General features: G+C 59.4%; 18 protein-coding genes. 12 read left to right on the plus strand and 6 right to left on the minus strand.

Annotation, left to right across the window (positions count from 1 at the left end):
* Positions 1 to 9: 9 nt before the first annotated feature.
* From atpB to BMH52_RS08320, 12 genes are all read left to right on the plus strand, one after another.
* Positions 10 to 879 carry a F0F1 ATP synthase subunit A gene (gene atpB, locus BMH52_RS08265; protein ID WP_003195886.1) on the plus strand — a complete coding sequence of 290 codons (870 nt, stop codon included), beginning with the start codon at positions 10 to 12 and terminating at the stop codon, positions 877 to 879.
* Positions 880 to 1,012: 133 nt separating this feature from the next.
* On the plus strand, positions 1,013 to 1,270 hold the full coding sequence (gene atpE / locus BMH52_RS08270; protein WP_002555987.1) for a F0F1 ATP synthase subunit C: 258 nt from the start codon (positions 1,013 to 1,015) through the stop codon (positions 1,268 to 1,270).
* A 55-nt stretch (positions 1,271 to 1,325) separates the two neighbouring features.
* Positions 1,326 to 1,796 (plus strand): F0F1 ATP synthase subunit B, encoded by a 471-nt coding sequence (locus BMH52_RS08275; RefSeq protein ID WP_003195835.1) that lies wholly within the window; start codon positions 1,326 to 1,328, stop codon positions 1,794 to 1,796.
* 12 nt (positions 1,797 to 1,808) lie between these two features.
* The gene (locus BMH52_RS08280; protein WP_003195833.1) at positions 1,809 to 2,345 is read left to right on the plus strand and encodes a F0F1 ATP synthase subunit delta; all 537 of its coding nucleotides are present in this window, start codon (positions 1,809 to 1,811) and stop codon (positions 2,343 to 2,345) included.
* A 21-nt stretch (positions 2,346 to 2,366) separates the two neighbouring features.
* Positions 2,367 to 3,911, plus strand: coding sequence for a F0F1 ATP synthase subunit alpha (gene atpA, locus BMH52_RS08285; RefSeq protein WP_003195831.1), 1,545 nt, complete (start codon positions 2,367 to 2,369; stop codon positions 3,909 to 3,911).
* A gap of 50 nt (positions 3,912 to 3,961) precedes the next feature.
* Positions 3,962 to 4,822: a F0F1 ATP synthase subunit gamma gene (gene atpG, locus BMH52_RS08290; protein ID WP_005792602.1), complete on the plus strand. Its 861-nt coding sequence runs from the start codon at positions 3,962 to 3,964 to the stop codon at positions 4,820 to 4,822.
* Between the two features lie 27 nt (positions 4,823 to 4,849).
* On the plus strand, positions 4,850 to 6,226 hold the full coding sequence (atpD, locus tag BMH52_RS08295; protein ID WP_003195827.1) for a F0F1 ATP synthase subunit beta: 1,377 nt from the start codon (positions 4,850 to 4,852) through the stop codon (positions 6,224 to 6,226).
* 44 nt (positions 6,227 to 6,270) lie between these two features.
* Positions 6,271 to 6,687 (plus strand): F0F1 ATP synthase subunit epsilon, encoded by a 417-nt coding sequence (locus tag BMH52_RS08300; RefSeq protein WP_003195825.1) that lies wholly within the window; start codon positions 6,271 to 6,273, stop codon positions 6,685 to 6,687.
* A 122-nt stretch (positions 6,688 to 6,809) separates the two neighbouring features.
* Entirely contained in the window at positions 6,810 to 8,177 is a 1,368-nt protein-coding gene (gene glmU / locus BMH52_RS08305; RefSeq protein ID WP_073843361.1) for a bifunctional UDP-N-acetylglucosamine diphosphorylase/glucosamine-1-phosphate N-acetyltransferase GlmU, read from the plus strand.
* A 226-nt stretch (positions 8,178 to 8,403) separates the two neighbouring features.
* A complete protein-coding gene (locus BMH52_RS08310) occupies positions 8,404 to 9,171 on the plus strand; it encodes a DeoR/GlpR family DNA-binding transcription regulator (RefSeq protein ID WP_014720586.1) in 768 nt (255 codons plus the stop codon).
* A gap of 10 nt (positions 9,172 to 9,181) precedes the next feature.
* On the plus strand, positions 9,182 to 11,014 hold the full coding sequence (gene glmS, locus BMH52_RS08315) for a glutamine--fructose-6-phosphate transaminase (isomerizing) (RefSeq protein WP_014720585.1): 1,833 nt from the start codon (positions 9,182 to 9,184) through the stop codon (positions 11,012 to 11,014).
* Between the two features lie 84 nt (positions 11,015 to 11,098).
* Complete coding sequence (locus BMH52_RS08320; RefSeq protein ID WP_014720584.1) at positions 11,099 to 11,464, plus strand: hypothetical protein; 366 nt, start codon at positions 11,099 to 11,101, stop codon at positions 11,462 to 11,464.
* A 167-nt stretch (positions 11,465 to 11,631) separates the two neighbouring features.
* Here BMH52_RS08320 and BMH52_RS08325 read toward each other — a convergent pair whose 3' ends face one another.
* The 6 genes from BMH52_RS08325 to BMH52_RS08350 are packed head-to-tail and all read right to left on the minus strand — an operon-like array spanning position 11,632 to position 17,309.
* Positions 11,632 to 12,564 (minus strand): phosphatidate cytidylyltransferase, encoded by a 933-nt coding sequence (locus BMH52_RS08325; protein ID WP_014720583.1) that lies wholly within the window; start codon positions 12,562 to 12,564, stop codon positions 11,632 to 11,634.
* Between the two features lies 1 nt (position 12,565).
* The gene (locus BMH52_RS08330) at positions 12,566 to 13,186 is read right to left on the minus strand and encodes a 1-acyl-sn-glycerol-3-phosphate acyltransferase (RefSeq protein WP_032901856.1); all 621 of its coding nucleotides are present in this window, start codon (positions 13,184 to 13,186) and stop codon (positions 12,566 to 12,568) included.
* A 9-nt stretch (positions 13,187 to 13,195) separates the two neighbouring features.
* Entirely contained in the window at positions 13,196 to 13,639 is a 444-nt protein-coding gene (locus BMH52_RS08335; protein WP_072435291.1) for a hypothetical protein, read from the minus strand.
* Positions 13,629 to 14,927, minus strand: coding sequence for a phosphatase PAP2/dual specificity phosphatase family protein (locus BMH52_RS08340; protein ID WP_072435290.1), 1,299 nt, complete (start codon positions 14,925 to 14,927; stop codon positions 13,629 to 13,631). Before BMH52_RS08340 ends, BMH52_RS08335 begins: the two co-directional genes overlap by 11 nt.
* A 2-nt stretch (positions 14,928 to 14,929) precedes the next feature.
* Positions 14,930 to 16,678, minus strand: a complete 1,749-nt coding sequence (locus tag BMH52_RS08345) for a bifunctional alpha/beta hydrolase/class I SAM-dependent methyltransferase (protein WP_038452043.1) — start codon at positions 16,676 to 16,678, stop codon at positions 14,930 to 14,932.
* A 10-nt stretch (positions 16,679 to 16,688) separates the two neighbouring features.
* A complete protein-coding gene (locus BMH52_RS08350) occupies positions 16,689 to 17,309 on the minus strand; it encodes a CDP-alcohol phosphatidyltransferase family protein (protein WP_073843363.1) in 621 nt (206 codons plus the stop codon).
* Positions 17,310 to 17,438: the final 129 nt, after the last annotated feature.

Below are 17,438 nucleotides of genomic sequence, written 5' to 3' on the forward strand. Positions count from 1 at the left end.
GAGGCAACCATGGCAGAAACAACCGCTTCGGGCTATATCCAGCACCACTTGCAGAACCTGACCTTCGGTCAGCTTCCTAATGGCGGCTGGGGCTTTGCCCACACCGCAGCAGAAGCCAAAGAAATGGGTTTCTGGGCTTTCCACCTGGATACTCTGGGTTGGTCGGTCGCATTGGGTCTGATCTTCGTTCTGATTTTCCGCATGGCGGCAAAGAAGGCGACTTCGGGTCAGCCAGGTGCTTTGCAGAACTTCGTTGAAGTATTGGTCGAATTCGTCGATGGCAGCGTGAAAGACAGCTTCCATGGCCGTAGCCCGGTGATTGCACCGCTGGCACTGACCATCTTCGTCTGGGTGTTCCTGATGAACGCCGTCGACCTGATCCCGGTGGACTGGATTCCTCAGTTGGCCATGGCGATCTCCGGCGACCCGCACATTCCATTCCGCGCCGTATCCACCACTGACCCGAACGCCACACTGGGCATGGCTCTGTCGGTATTCGCGCTGATCATTTTCTACAGCATCAAGGTCAAGGGCATCGGCGGCTTCATCGGCGAATTGACCCTGCACCCGTTCGGCAGCAAGAACATCTTCGTTCAAGCCCTGCTGATCCCGGTGAACTTCCTGCTGGAATTCGTCACCCTGATCGCCAAGCCGATTTCCCTGGCTCTGCGACTGTTCGGCAACATGTATGCCGGCGAGTTGGTGTTCATTCTGATCGCTGTGATGTTCGGCAGCGGCCTGCTCTGGCTTAGCGGCCTGGGCGTAGTTCTGCAGTGGGCGTGGGCTGTGTTCCACATCCTGATCATTACCCTGCAGGCCTTCATCTTCATGATGCTGACCATCGTCTACCTGTCGATGGCGCACGAAGAGAACCATTAAGACCAGTCTCGACTAGTCTGATGTCCTTCCCGGTCAAACGGGAAGGTGGCCCAACAGGGCTATGAAACGATTTGTTTTACCGCTTTAAAATCTAAAAAACCTAAACCATACGACGTAAAAGTCGGGAGGAAAGATGGAAACTGTAGTTGGTCTAACCGCTATCGCTGTTGCACTGTTGATCGGCCTGGGCGCCCTGGGTACTGCCATTGGTTTCGGCCTGCTGGGCGGCAAATTCCTGGAAGGCGCAGCGCGTCAGCCAGAAATGGTCCCAATGCTGCAAGTTAAAATGTTCATCGTCGCCGGCCTGCTCGACGCCGTGACCATGATCGGCGTTGGTATCGCACTGTTCTTCACCTTCGCGAACCCCTTCGTTGGTCAACTCGCTGGCTAATCACTCGATTTTCGAGTGATTGGGGTGATGGACAACGAATGAGCGAGGTGTTGGCGTGAACATTAATGCAACCCTGATTGGCCAATCCGTTGCGTTCTTCATTTTTGTAGTGTTTTGCATGAAGTTCGTGTGGCCTCCGGTCATCGCGGCTTTGCACGAACGTCAGAAGAAGATCGCGGATGGTTTGGACGCTGCCAGCCGTGCAGCTCGCGACCTGGAGTTGGCCCACGAGAAAGTGGGTCAGCAACTGCGCGAAGCTAAAGCACAGGCAGCCGAGATCATTGAGCAAGCCAAGAAACGCGGTAACCAGATCGTCGAAGAGGCTGTTGAAAAAGCCCGCGTCGAAGCTGACCGTGTGAAGGCTTCGGCTCATGCCGAGATCGAACAGGAACTGAACGGTGTCAAAGACGCGCTGCGTGCCCAACTGGGTGCTCTGGCCGTTGGCGGTGCCGAGAAGATCCTCGGTGCCACAATCGATCAAAACGCGCACGCGGAGCTGGTTAACAAACTGGCTGCTGAAATTTAAGCGAGGGCGATCATGGCAGAACTGACCACGTTGGCCCGACCTTACGCTAAGGCAGCCTTCGAGCACGCCCAGGCCCACCAGCAACTGGCCTCTTGGTCAGCCATGCTCGGCCTGGCTGCAGCAGTGTCGCAAGACGACACCATGCAGCGCGTGCTCAAGGCCCCGCGCCTGACGAGCGCAGACAAGGCCGCCACTTTTATTGAAGTGTGCGGCGACAAGTTTGATGTGAAGGTGCAGAACTTCATCCACGTCATTGCCGAAAACGACCGTCTCCCGCTATTGCCGGAGATCGCCGCTCTGTTCGACCTGTACAAGGCCGAAGCAGAGAAATCGGTAGACGTTGAAGTGACCAGTGCTTTCGCATTGAACCAAGAACAGCAAGACAAACTCGCCAAGGTTCTCAGTGCACGACTCAATCGGGAAGTGCGCCTGCAAGCTTCGGAGGACGCATCGCTTATTGGTGGTGTTGTTATCCGTGCCGGCGACCTGGTTATCGATGGCTCGATTCGCGGCAAAATCGCGAAACTTGCCGAAGCATTGAAATCTTGAGTTTGAAGGGGCAGCAGAGCAATGCAGCAACTCAATCCTTCCGAAATAAGTGAAATTATCAAGGGCCGCATCGACAAGCTCGATGTGACCTCCCAAGCCCGTAACGAAGGCACTGTCGTCAGCGTATCTGACGGCATCGTGCGGATTCACGGTCTGGCCGACGTCATGTACGGCGAGATGATCGAGTTTCCGGGCGGCGTCTACGGTATGGCCCTCAACCTGGAGCAAGACTCCGTAGGTGCCGTTGTATTGGGCGCGTACACCAGTCTGGCTGAAGGCATGAGCGCCAAGTGCACAGGCCGCATCCTGGAAGTTCCGGTTGGTAAGGAACTGCTGGGTCGCGTAGTCGACGCACTGGGTAACCCTGTTGACGGTAAAGGTCCACTGGGCAACACCGAGACCGACGCGGTCGAGAAAGTTGCTCCAGGCGTGATCTGGCGTAAGTCGGTAGACCAGCCTGTACAGACTGGCTACAAGGCTGTCGATGCCATGATCCCGGTCGGCCGTGGCCAGCGTGAGCTGATCATCGGTGACCGTCAGATCGGTAAAACCGCTCTGGCGATCGACGCGATCATCAACCAGAAAGACAGCGGCATTTTCTGCGTCTACGTAGCCATCGGTCAGAAGCAATCGACCATCGCCAACGTAGTTCGCAAGCTGGAAGAAAACGGCGCCCTGGCCAACACGATCATCGTGGCTGCCAGTGCTTCGGAATCTCCTGCGCTGCAATTCCTGGCACCGTACTCCGGTTGCACCATGGGTGAATTCTTCCGCGACCGCGGTGAAGACGCGCTGATCGTTTATGACGATCTGTCCAAGCAAGCAGTGGCTTATCGCCAGATTTCCCTGCTGCTGCGCCGTCCACCAGGCCGTGAAGCTTACCCAGGCGACGTGTTCTATCTCCACTCCCGTCTGCTGGAGCGCGCATCCCGCGTTTCCGAAGAGTACGTAGAGAAGTTCACCAACGGCGCAGTGACCGGCAAAACCGGTTCCCTGACCGCACTGCCGATCATCGAAACCCAGGCTGGCGACGTTTCCGCGTTCGTTCCGACCAACGTGATTTCCATCACCGACGGTCAGATCTTCCTGGAATCGGCCATGTTCAACTCGGGCATCCGCCCTGCAGTGAACGCCGGTGTTTCGGTATCTCGTGTGGGTGGTGCCGCTCAGACCAAGATCATCAAGAAGCTCTCCGGTGGTATCCGTACCGCTCTGGCTCAGTACCGTGAACTGGCGGCATTCGCCCAGTTCGCTTCTGACCTGGACGAAGCGACCCGTAAGCAACTTGAGCATGGTCAGCGCGTTACCGAGCTGATGAAGCAGAAGCAATACGCCCCAATGTCGATCGCTGACATGGCGTTGTCGCTGTATGCCGCTGAGCGTGGGTTCCTGACCGACGTTGAAATCGCCAAGGTCGGCAGCTTTGAACAAGCGCTGATTGCTTACTTCAACCGCGATCACGCCGAATTGATGGCGAAGATCAACGTGAAGGGTGACTTCAATGACGATATCGACGCTGGCATGAAAGCCGGTATCGAGAAGTTCAAGGCCACCCAAACCTGGTAAGCCGCAGCGGGAGCCGCAAGGCTTCCGCTTGCTAACCTGATAGGTGTTACATGGCAGGCGCAAAAGAGATTCGCAGTAAGATTGCGAGCATCAAAAGCACGCAAAAAATTACCAGCGCCATGGAAAAAGTGGCGGTCAGCAAAATGCGCAAGGCACAAATGCGCATGGCTGCTAGCCGTCCTTATGCGGAGCGTATCCGCCAGGTAATTGGGCATCTGGCCAACGCCAACCCGGAATACCGCCACCCGTTCATGATCGAGCGCGCCGTCAAGCGTGCAGGTTATGTGGTAGTGAGCAGTGACCGTGGTTTGTGCGGTGGTCTGAATACCAACCTGTTCAAGGCCCTGGTCAAGGACATGGCGGTAAACCGCGAAAACGGCGTCGAGATCGATCTGTGTGTTGTTGGTAGCAAGGGTGCGGCCTTTTTCCGCAACTTCGGCGGTAACGTCGTTGCAGCTATCAGCCACCTGGGTGAAGAGCCGTCGATCAATGATTTGATCGGCAGTGTGAAGGTGATGCTGGATGCGTACCTGGAAGGCCGGATTGACCGCCTGTCCGTGGTATCCAACAAGTTCATCAACACCATGACCCAGCAGCCAACCGTGGAGCAATTGATTCCACTGGTGGCAACCCCGGATCAGGAACTCAAGCACCACTGGGACTACCTCTACGAACCAGACGCCAAAGAGCTGCTTGACGGCTTGATGGTGCGCTACGTGGAGTCGCAGGTGTACCAGGCGGTGGTCGAGAACAACGCAGCTGAACAAGCGGCGCGGATGATCGCGATGAAAAACGCTACCGATAACGCCGGTGATCTGATCAGCGATTTGCAGCTGATCTACAACAAGGCGCGTCAGGCTGCGATCACCCAAGAGATCTCGGAAATCGTCGGCGGCGCTGCCGCGGTTTAACGGTTCAAATATTCAGAGGATCCAGCTATGAGTAGCGGACGTATCGTTCAAATCATCGGCGCCGTTATCGACGTGGAATTTCCACGCGACAGCGTACCGAGCATCTACAACGCGCTGAAAGTACAAGGCGCGGAAACTACCCTGGAAGTTCAGCAGCAGCTGGGCGACGGCGTAGTTCGTACCATTGCGATGGGTTCCACCGAAGGCTTGAAGCGCGGTCTGGACGTTGTCGACACTGGCGCTGCCATCTCCGTACCGGTCGGTAAAGCGACCCTGGGCCGGATCATGGACGTACTGGGCAACCCGATCGACGAAGCTGGCCCGATTGCCACCGAAGAGCGCTGGGGCATTCACCGCGCAGCACCTTCGTTCGCAGAACAAGCGGGCGGCAACGACCTGCTGGAAACCGGCATCAAGGTTATCGACCTGGTTTGCCCGTTCGCCAAAGGCGGTAAAGTCGGTCTGTTCGGTGGTGCCGGTGTAGGCAAGACCGTAAACATGATGGAACTGATCCGTAACATCGCCATCGAGCACAGCGGTTATTCCGTGTTCGCAGGTGTGGGTGAGCGTACTCGTGAGGGTAACGACTTCTACCACGAGATGAAGGACTCCAACGTTCTGGACAAAGTGGCACTGGTTTACGGTCAGATGAACGAGCCGCCGGGAAACCGTCTGCGCGTAGCCCTGACTGGCCTGACCATGGCCGAGAAATTCCGTGACGAAGGTAACGACGTTCTGCTGTTCGTCGACAACATCTACCGTTACACCCTGGCCGGTACTGAAGTATCCGCACTGCTGGGCCGTATGCCTTCTGCAGTAGGTTACCAGCCGACCCTGGCTGAAGAGATGGGCGTTCTGCAAGAACGTATCACTTCGACCAAGGAAGGTTCGATCACTTCGATCCAAGCGGTATACGTACCTGCGGATGACTTGACCGACCCGTCGCCAGCTACCACCTTCGCCCACTTGGACGCCACCGTCGTTCTGTCCCGTGACATCGCTTCCCTGGGTATCTACCCAGCGGTCGATCCACTGGACTCGACTTCGCGCCAGCTGGACCCGAACGTGATCGGCCAGGAGCACTACGACACCGCTCGCGGCGTTCAGTACGTGCTGCAGCGTTACAAAGAACTGAAGGACATCATTGCGATCCTGGGTATGGACGAGCTGTCGGAAGCCGACAAGCAGTTGGTAAACCGTGCTCGTAAGATCCAGCGTTTCTTGTCGCAGCCGTTCTTCGTGGCTGAAGTCTTCACCGGTGCTTCGGGTAAATACGTTTCCCTGAAAGACACCATTGCTGGCTTCAAAGGCATCCTCAACGGTGACTACGACCACCTGCCAGAACAAGCGTTCTACATGGTCGGCGGCATCGAAGAAGCGATCGAGAAAGCCAAGAAACTGTAATCCTGGCGCCCGGAAACGGGCGCTCATCAGGTTGAGGCAATCAGATGGCTATGACAGTCCATTGCGATATCGTCAGCGCGGAAGGGGAAATTTTCTCCGGTCTGGTCGAGTTTGTAACAGCGCACGGCGACTTGGGTGATCTTGGTATCGCCATGGGTCACGCCCCGCTGATCACAAGCTTGAAGCCAGGTCCGATCACTCTGACCAAGCAAGGCGGGGAACGTGAGGTGTTTTACATCTCCGGTGGTTTCCTCGAGGTTCAGCCGAACATGGTCAAGGTACTTGCCGACACCGTGCAACGTGCTGGCGACCTAGATGAAGCCTCCGCTCAGGAAGCCGTCAAGGCTGCCGAGAAGGCGCTGAACGAAAAAGGCGCAGACTTCGACTACAGCGCTGCTGCAGTCCGTCTGGCCGAGGCCGCAGCCCAGCTGCGTACTCTCCAGCAGATCCGCAAGAAGTAAGCGGCCACGCCGTTTTGCTTGATGCGTGATTGATTAAAAAGGGTAGCCTCGGCTACCCTTTTTCTTTTTTGCAAAACACTTCTTTGGTCTGAACCCGGACCGCCCAGGATTGGTAGCCATTCATGTCTCTTGAAATCGTCATTCTCGCCGCAGGCCAGGGCACTCGTATGCGTTCGGCCCTGCCCAAGGTGCTGCACCCGGTCGCGGGCAATTCCATGCTGGGTCATGTTATCCACAGCGCCCGGCAACTGGACCCACAACGTATTCATGTGGTGATTGGCCACGGTGCCGATGTGGTCCGTGAGCGTCTGGCCGCGGCCGACCTGAATTTCGTATTGCAAGACAAGCAACTGGGCACCGGCCACGCGACCGCGCAGGCTGTGCCTTTCATCACCGCGGACACGGTATTGATCCTCTACGGCGATGTACCGCTGATTGAAGTGGAAACCTTACAACGCCTGCTCAAGCACGTGGTGCCTGGCCAGATGGGCCTGCTGACCGTGGAGCTGGACGACCCTACGGGCTACGGCCGCATTGTGCGCAACGCCGACGGCAAGGTGGCTGCCATCGTTGAACACAAAGATGCCAGCGAAGCCCAGCGCGCGATTACTGAAGGCAACACCGGCATTCTCGCGGTGCCTGCCAACAAGCTCGCCGATTGGATGAGCCGCCTGTCCAACAACAACGCCCAGGGCGAGTATTACCTCACCGACGTCATCGAGATGGCCGTCAGCGATGGCCTGCTGGTCGCCACCGAGCAGCCCCACCATCCGATGGAAGTGCAGGGCGCCAACGACCGCAAACAACTGGCAGAGCTGGAACGTCACTATCAACTGCGCGAAGGCCTGCGCCTGATGGCCCAGGGTGTGACCCTGCGAGACCCGGCGCGTTTCGATGTACGTGGCGAAGTCACGGTGGGCCGCGACATCCTGATCGATATCAATGTGATCCTCGAAGGCCGCGTGATCATTGAAGACGGTGTGGTGATCGGCCCGAACTGCGTGATCAAGGACAGCACCTTGCGCAAAGGCGTGGTGGTCAAGGCCAACAGCCATATCGACGGTGCGGTGATGGGCGAGGGCAGCGATGCCGGGCCGTTTGCGCGCTTGCGTCCGGGTAGCGAGATGGGGGCCAAAGCCCATGTGGGGAACTTTGTCGAACTGAAAAACGCTCACCTGGGCGAAGGCGCCAAAGTCGGCCACCTGACTTACCTGGGCGATGCCGTCATCGGCGCCCGCACCAACATCGGCGCCGGCACCATCACCTGCAACTATGACGGTGCCAACAAGTACCAGACCACCATTGGTGAAGACGTGTTCATCGGCTCCAATAACTCGCTGGTTGCTCCGGTGACCATCGGCGATGGTTCCAACACCGCAGCGGGCTCAACCATCAACCAGGATGTGGATAAGTCCCAACTGGCTGTTGCCCGGGCTCGCCAACGCAACATCGACGGCTGGAAACGCCCGGTCAAAATCAAGAAGACCTGAGTTATCCACAACTCCATAGGTTGATACGCCCTCCTGTGGGAGCTGGCTTGCCTGCGATAGCGGTCTGACATTAAGCAGGGATGTCGCCTGACAAACCGCTATCGCAGGCAAGCCAGCTCCCACAATTGATTTGTGACTTAAAAATATTGCATGCCCCGCTTGACGATCTTTCACCAATAGGTTTTGATTGCCTTCGTTATCTTTCGAAACGAAACTTATCACTACCATGTCGAAACGAAACACCCCCCAACGACGCCACAATATCCTGACCTTGCTCAACGAACAGGGCGAAGTCAGCGTGGACGAATTGGCCAAACATTTCGAAACTTCGGAAGTGACCATCCGCAAGGACCTTGCTGCCCTCGAAAGTAACGGCTTGCTCCTGCGTCGCTACGGCGGTGCAATCACTATGCCCCAAGAGCTGGTGGGTGACGCTGCCCAGCCCATCTCGGTCTACAAGCGCGCCATCGCCCGTGCGGCCGTGAAGCGTTTGCGTGAACATGCGCGCATCATCATCGACAGCGGCAGCACCACCGCCGCGATGATCCCCGAACTGGGCCATCAGCCGGGCCTGGTGGTGATGACCAACTCCCTGAACGTGGCCCGCGCCTTGAGCGAACTGGAACACGAACCGGTGCTGTTGATGACCGGGGGCACCTGGGACCCGCATTCGGATTCGTTCCAGGGCCAGGTCGCCGAGCAGGTCCTGCGTTCTTACGACTTTGACCAGCTGTTCATCGGTGCCGATGGCATCGATTTACAGCGCGGCACCACCACCTTCAACGAACTGCTGGGCTTGAGCCGCGTCATGGCCGAGGTCGCCCGTGAAGTGGTGGTGATGGTCGAATCCGACAAGATCGGCCGCAAGATTCCCAACCTGGAACTGCCCTGGAGCAGCGTCCATACCCTTATTACCGATGATCGCCTGCCGCTCGAGGCCCGCGACCAGATCCAAGCCCGCGGCATTACGCTGATATGCGCGGCAATCATCTAGGAGAAGCACCATGTGTGGAATTGTTGGCGCAGTCGCCGAACGTAACGTTACTGCCATCCTGATCGAAGGCCTCAAGCGCCTCGAATACCGCGGCTACGATAGCGCCGGTGTGGCCGTCTTCACTAACGCCGGCAAGCTGGAGCGTATGCGCCGCCCGGGCAAGGTCAGCGAGTTGGACCAGGCCCTGGCCGGTGAGCCGCTGGTAGGTCGCTTAGGGATCGCCCACACCCGTTGGGCCACCCACGGTGCTCCGTGCGAGCGTAACGCTCACCCGCACTTCTCGGGCGACCTGGCGGTGGTGCACAACGGCATCATCGAAAACCATGAAGTGCTGCGTGAACAACTCAAGGGCCTGGGCTACGTCTTCACCTCGGACACTGACACCGAAGTGATCGCCCACCTGCTCAACCACAAGCTCAAGGACCACAGCGACCTGACCACCGCCCTCAAGGCCACGGTCAAAGAGCTGCACGGCGCCTACGGCCTGGCCGTGATCAGCGCGAGCCAGCCTGACCGCGTCGTGGCCGCCCGCAGCGGTAGCCCATTGGTAATTGGCCTGGGCCTGGGTGAGAACTTCCTTGCGTCCGACCAACTGGCCCTGCGCCAAGTGACCGACCGCTTCATGTACCTGGAAGAAGGCGACATTGCCGACATCCGCCGTGAAAGCGTGCAGATCTGGGACGTGAACGGTCAGTCCGTGGAACGTGAAGCCGTGCAATACCGCGACGGTGCCGAAGCCGCCGACAAGGGCGAGTTCCGCCACTTCATGCTCAAGGAAATCCACGAGCAGCCGTCAGTGGTACAGCGCACCCTGGAAGGTCGCCTGAGCCAGAACCAAGTGTTGGTGAACGCTTTCGGCCCGCAAGCCGCTGAACTGTTCGCCAAAGTGCGCAATGTGCAGATCGTCGCCTGCGGCACCAGCTACCACGCCGGTATGGTGGCGCGTTACTGGTTGGAAGAACTGGCCGGCATCCCATGCCAGGTCGAAGTCGCCAGCGAGTTCCGCTATCGCAAGGTGGTGGTGCAGCCCGACACCCTGTTCGTGACCATTTCCCAGTCCGGCGAAACCGCCGACACCCTGGCCGCCCTGCGCAACGCCAAGGAACTGGGCTTCCTCGGCAGCCTGGCGATCTGCAACGTCAGCATCAGCTCCCTGGTGCGTGAATCCGACCTGACCCTGCTGACACAGGCCGGTCGTGAAATCGGTGTCGCCTCCACCAAGGCTTTCACCACCCAACTGGTGGGCCTGTTGCTGCTGACCCTGTCACTGGGCCAAGTACGCGGCACCCTCGCCGACGGTGTCGAAGCCACTCTGGTGGAAGAACTGCGCCGCCTGCCGACCCGCCTGGGCGAAGCCTTGGCCATGGACGGCACCGTGGAAAAAGTCGCCGAGCTGTTCGCCGACAAGAACCACACCCTGTTCCTCGGCCGTGGTGCGCAGTACCCGGTTGCGATGGAAGGCTCGCTGAAACTCAAGGAAATCTCGTACATCCACGCCGAAGCCTACCCGGCCGGCGAGCTGAAGCACGGCCCGTTGGCCCTGGTGGATGACGACATGCCAGTGGTCACCGTGGCGCCGAACAACGAACTGCTGGAGAAGCTCAAGTCCAACCTGCAGGAAGTACGCGCCCGTGGCGGCCAACTGATCGTCTTCGCTGACGAGAAGGCCGGAATGACCAACGGTGAAGGCACCCACGTCATCAACATGCCGCACATCCACGACACCCTGTCGCCGATCCTCTACACCATCCCGCTGCAGTTGCTGTCGTACTACGTCGCCGTGCTCAAGGGCACCGACGTTGACCAGCCGCGCAACTTGGCGAAGTCGGTGACGGTGGAGTAAGCCTTACTGGTGTACCCAAAAGGGGCTGTTTTCAACAGCCCCTTTTTTGTGTTTTGAATTCGCTCAATTCAAGGATGCGTATTGATGCAAAACCCTCCTGCTACCGTCCACGCACGTTTGCACAATCGCCGGTTCGTGGTCGCCAACAACGCCCAAGGGTTGTCCGGTACCGGCACCGTGTTTCATTACGAAGTCGAAGGCGGGGTGATTTCGAGCACTTACCAAGGTGGCCGAATTCGCCTGGGAACGCAGGTCGGGCGGGTGACCGGCCCAGATACTATCGAGCTGCTTTATCAGTGCGTCACCCTGGACGGGGAGCTGCTCGCAGGGTGGTCACGAGGCACGGTAGGTGTTGATCACGCCGGGCGCACTACCCTGAGTTTCGTTTGGGGCTGGCTATCGGGTGCGACCGGAGGCGGAGAGTCTAGCTATATCGAGATCACTGGCTAGAGGTATTGAAAGCACCATAAAACCTACAGGTAGGCGCATATCCCCTGTGGGAGCTGGCTTGCCTGCGAGGGCTGCGTGTCAGTCGCTGCATCTGTTACTGCACCACCGCCTTCGCAGGCAAGCCAGCTCCCACATTTGATCTCCATCGGGTTTGAGAAAGGGGTGGTTCAGGTCCACCAGTAGCGCACGAGATGAAAGAAGATCGGCGCCGCAAAGCACACCGAATCCAGCCGATCCAGCATCCCGCCGTGCCCTTCGATCATGTGGCCCCAGTCTTTCACCCCGCGGTCACGCTTGATCGCCGACATCACAATCCCTCCCGCAAACCCCAGCAGGTTGATCAGCAGCGCGATCAGGAATGATTGCCAGGGATTGAACGGTGTGGTCCACCACAGCGCTGCGCCGATCAGCGACGACAACAGGATCCCGCCGACAAAACCTTCCACGGTTTTCGACGGCGACAGGTTGGGCGCGATCTTGTGTTTGCCGAACAGCTTGCCGCACACGTACTGCAGCACGTCCGACAGTTGCACCACGATCACCAGATAGGCGATCAGCAGCAGGTTACGGCCTTCGTAACCCGGTATGTCCAATGTCAGCAGCGCCGGGACGAAAGACACGCAGAACACGGCGATCATCAACCCCCATTGCACCTTCGATGCCCGTTCCAGAAAGTGCGTACTGTCGCCGCCCAGGGAGGCGAGGATCGGCAGCAGCAGGAACACGTACACCGGGATGAAGATCGAGAACAGTCCATACCAGTCGGCGTAGATCAGCAGGTATTGCAGCGGCAGGGCGAGGTAGAACGCGGCCACGAGGGCCGGGTAGTCGCTGCGCCGGGTGGGCGTGAGGGTGAGAAATTCGCGCAGGGCGTAGAACGACACCGCGTAGAACAGCAGGATCACCGCGCCGGTGCCGAGCCAGAAGGCGATGCCGATGACCACCACCATCACCCACCAGGCGTTGATGCGGGCGTTGAGGTTGTCGATAACTGCGTTGGGGCTGCCACGGGTGCGCAGCTTGAGGATCAGGCCGATCAGCGAGGCGATGACCAGGATCGCGCCGATGCCGCCAAATAACATCAGGGTTTGGCTATCCATCTCAGGAATGCTCCGGGGCAAGGGCGAGCAGGGCGTCGCGAGTGCGGGCGAGGAAGGCGGCTTTGTCTTCGCCTTCTTCCAATTGCAGGGGGGCACCGAAGCTGGTGGTGCATAACAACGGCAATGGCAATACGCGACCCTTGGGCATGACCCGGTTCAAGTTGGCTATCCACACAGGGACCAATTCGGCCTGTGGGTAACTCTTTGCCAAGTGGTACAAGCCGCTTTTGAACGGCAGCAAGCCATCCTCCAGATTGCGCGTGCCTTCGGGAAAGATGATCAACGAATCGCCGCCTTCCAGGGCCGCGAGCATGGGCATCAGTGGGTTATCCACAGGCTCTTTGCGCTCGCGGTCGATCAGCACGCCATTGAATACGCGGTTGATGATGTAGCGGCGCAACGCGCTCTTGTTCCAGTAATCGCTGCCGGCCACCGGGCGTGTGAACTTGCGCAGGTTCTGCGGCAGTGACGCCCACACCAGCACGAAGTCACCGTGGCTGCTGTGGTTGGCGAAATAGATGCGCTGCACCGGCACTGGCGCGCACCCCAGCCACAGGCTGCGAGCGCCGGTGACGGTGCGGGCCATGGAGGTAATCAGCGTGGCGACCACGGGTTCGAACATGAGGATTCCTTATCCGGCAAAAGGCAGCCAAGGGCTGGCAAGGATGACGCCCAGGGTCAGCAGCGCTTGCGCGCCCAGTAGCCAGGCTTGTTTACGCAACAGTTTGAGAGCGCCGCGCCGGCGTTCGCTCCATGGCCGACCGGCTCGCTTGGGCAATTGCAGGCCAAGGGTTTGCAAGGATTGGTCAAGGTCTGGCGTGCGGGTAACGTCGCGGGCCAGCAAGGCGAACAGATCGGCGTCAAAGGCCACCCGTAGCGCCCAGTATTTTTCCAGCAGGCCCAGCACGATCATCCACAGGGCCAGCAGCAGGCAGGTCGTCGAAATACTGGCCAACAACAGTTGGGCAAGGCCGAACAGTACGCCGAGCAACGTCAGGCCTGTGGATAACTGATCCAGGGAACGGCCACGACGTAGCAGGCTGGCGACTACCTGGAGTTCCATATCAGCGGGCATAATGCAAACCCTCCAACGCTTTACGGTGTGCGGGGTGCAGGACCACAGTGGCCCGTGCTGTACGAATAATAGCCAGTGCTTGGTCAACCGTTGCGGCGCGCCCGGTGGTCAGCAGCCAGGCGGCGACGGCAGTGGCGCTACGGGAATAACCGAGGGCGCAGCACACCAGCAAGGGGCCACTCGTTCGCAGACGTTCAATGGCGTGCGCGGCCTTCAGGCATTCGTCGGCTGTCGGGGTGATCAGGTCCAGTACCGGCACGCAGGCATAAGCACGGCCCTGTGGATTAATCGGCAGTTCGGCACACAGATCGACAATGGCTTTGAACGGGCCTTGCTCAGAGGTTGTAGGAACACGCCCCAGCCAGACGTTATCCACAATCAGATCCGGCTGTGGATGTTTGCGTGTCCACAGCCGCGAATTGGTCCACGCCCCTGCCAAGTAAGGCGCATACAGCCAGCGAGCGGCAGGCGTCAGGCGGCCATTTGTACGTTTTTGAAAGCCCGGCGCGCCGATCACCAGGTAGTTGGCGCTGATCAAGCCGAGGGAAACCGCTGGCCACAGCAACCACAGCCAGCCGCCGCGAAGTACCAAACCCAGCGTCAGCAGTACTATCGCACCCAGCCCATAGCGAACAGCCAGGCGCCAGCGTTGGGTATCGCGCGTTAACCGGGCACTCAACAATGGGCTCGGGTGTTCCACCGGCCATAACCACACGCACAACCACCCCGCGAGGGCGCCTGTGGGTAAGTCGATAAAGTGATGTTGATAAGTAGTCAGCACCGAGATGCCGATCAGCGCAAACCAGCCATGCACCACCCAGCGCCAAATCCCCTGGGTGTGCCGCTGATACATGACCCACAGGATCACCAGCAGCGCGATATGCAGTGAAGGCGCCTGGTTGAACGGTTTGTCGAAACCGGCCAGCACGGCGAACAGCCAGCCGAACACACCGTCCAGTTCCGGCCGCTCAAACGTGAAGCGCAGAGGCCAGAGCAGGAAGCAACTCACGGCAATCACCTGCGCACTCAGCAGGCGCAGTGCATGTTGTTTCAACTCATGCCGTGTATTGGGCAGCAGCAGGGAGAAGCCGTAAAGCAGGTCGATGGACCAGTAGGGCACGATGGTCCAGGCCCAGAACGGCATATGGCTTTCCCAGCCGAACACCAGCGTGCCGACGTCGCTGCGCTGGCTGGTGACCCAGGTGGCAAAGCCATAGGTGCTGAAAAACAGCGGCGCCAACAGCAGCAGCCAGAGCACCGCAGGTTTCAATAAACCGGGTTCGCGCATGTTCAGATCTTCTGTGCCAGGGACACGGTGAAAATGCCCCACTCATCCACGCGCTGGGTGATCTTGCGAAAGCCCGCCGCTTCGACGAGTTGGTCCATTTCCGCCTGGCTGCGCCGGCGCATCACCCAGGCCTGGCCCTGACGGTGGCTGGTGAGCGCACGGGCAATTAGCTCCAACTGCGGGTGCCACGGCTGCCCGGTGTAGACCAGGTAACCACCTGGCTCCACGGCTTCGGCCAAGCCCGCCAGCGAGCCGCCGACCATGGCGTTATCGGCGAACAATTCGTACAGGCCGGATACCACGGCCAGCGTCGGCTTAGGGGCCAGGGCAGCCAGGTCAGCGCGGTCGAACGCATCGCCTTTGACGAACTGGGCGATGTCCCCCAGGCCCTTCTCGCGAATCAGCGCGCCACCGTCGCGCACGTTGATGTCGCTGTAGTCGCGCAGCAGGATCGATTCCGGCAGCGGCGATACGCCTTGCAAGGCTTCCAGGATGTAGCGGCCGTGGCCGGCGGCGATGTCGACAATGCGCACTTCGCGTTGGTCATCACGCAGCTTGGCCATGGCCAGGCGCAGCAGTTCCTCGACATTAAGCTTGCGCTGGCGAATACCGCGCCAGCCGATGGAATTGAGGTAGTTGGTATCGATCATCCGCCCCAGCCCGCCCTTGCCGGTAGGCTTATTGCGATACACGTAGTCCAGGGTGCTGCCGGAATCGAAGCCGGTGTCGAAGCCCAGCTTCACCCCATCCGAAAGGTTCTTGCCCAGGCCCATGCTGGCGCGGGTCATGCGCCAGTACAGGTCGCGCAGGGAGTTGCGTGGCAGCGGCGCGGCGAGGGATTCGGATTCGGCGCACGTGGCGCCAAGTTTGTCGGCGTCCAGTAGAGAAGCGCGGTCCAGCGGGTGGGCGAAGTTCTGCAAGATAAAGCGCTTGGCGCTGGTCACAGCCACGGCGCGATCACGTTCGCCGAGGGTGTCGTGGAAAAAGCCGGGGAGGATATGCAGCTCTTTTTTCAGGCTGCCGAGGCGGTCGAAGAACTGCTGCTGGGGTTTGCGGTGCACCACAAAATCGGAGCCGGAGATAAGCAGCTGGGTCGGCACTTGGATCGCCTGGGCATCGGCTACAACCCGGTCGGCGGCTTCGTACAGGCCCAGCAGCACATTCACCGAGATGGCCTTGGTGATCAAGGGGTCGCTGTCGTAGGACGCCACCCGTTCCGGATCATGGCTGAGGAACTTGGCCTTGACGTAACTGTTGACGAAAAAGTTGCCGCGAAACTTGCGCATCAGTGCCAGGCCCGGGCGGGCGAGGGGCACATACAGCTTGACCTTGAAGGCTGGCGAGGCGAGCACCAGGGCGCGGATTTTTGGCGCGTAATCATGAACCCAGGTGGCCGCAATCACCGCGCCGACGCTTTGGGCGATGACGGCGATGTCTTCCTCTTCGATGCTGTAGGTGGCATTGATGTGATCACAGAACGTCTGCACGTCGCGGGCGCTGGTGGCAAAGCTGGGGCTGTCGCCGCGCTCGCCTGGGGATTGGCCGTGGCCACGGGCGTCCCAGGCGAAGAAGTCGAATTCAGGCAGGCCCAGTTCATCCACCAGGTGGGCAATACGCCCCGAATGCTCATGGCCGCGATGGAACAACAGGATCGCCTTGCGCGGCCCGGCGCCTGCCGTGGCCGGCCAGTGCCGGTAGAAAAGCTCGACGCCATCATGGGTACTGAAGGTGTGCTCTTGCTGTTCGCGCATCGCAAAATCCTTATGCAGAAGGGAGAGATTGTTGTTCTTTGAGGCCCTGACGCACCCGGTTGACCAAGGTATAGGCGAGCAGGGCGGCGACCAGCCACATCACCGCCTCCACCCAACCGGCGCCGAGCCAGCCCAGCGCCACGCCCGTGGCCAGCACCCCGAGTACGAACGCCCGATCACTCTTGCCCATGGGCCCGTCATAACGGCGCGACGCGCCCACCATCGGCCCCAGCACCCCGGCGTATTCGCTGAATACCGCCAGCAGCGTCACCAGCAGCACCGGTGCCAGGCTCACATCGGGGATCAATGCAAAGGGCAGGATCAGCGCGCTATCGGCGATCACGTCGCACAATTCATTGAGGTAAGCCCCGAGGCGTGACTGCTGGCCGAACTCCCGGGCGAGCATGCCATCGATGGCATTGAGCGCCATGCGCACAATCATCCACAGCGGGATCAGTGCAAACAGCCAGAGGTGTTGGGCAAAGCCCGCGATCAACAGCCCCACCAGCAGGGAAACAACCCCGGCCAGCACGGTGATCTGGTTGGCGGTGGTGCCGTTGTCATAAAGGCGCTGCACGAGAGGCCGCAGCAGGTTTTGAAAACGCGATTTGAGTTGGTAGATGGAAATCATGGGGGGTGGCGCTTCCTTGTCCGTGAACCCGCGAAAAACTGTTTTGGAGTGTGCCGACTAATCGCAGCCGACACCAGTGATGGCTCGTGTTTATAGGGGGTTAGTCACAATCAGAAGAACACCATGAGA

This window comes from Pseudomonas sp. BTN1 (assembly GCF_001907715.1).
GTDB classification, from domain to species: domain Bacteria; phylum Pseudomonadota; class Gammaproteobacteria; order Pseudomonadales; family Pseudomonadaceae; genus Aquipseudomonas; species Aquipseudomonas paracarnis.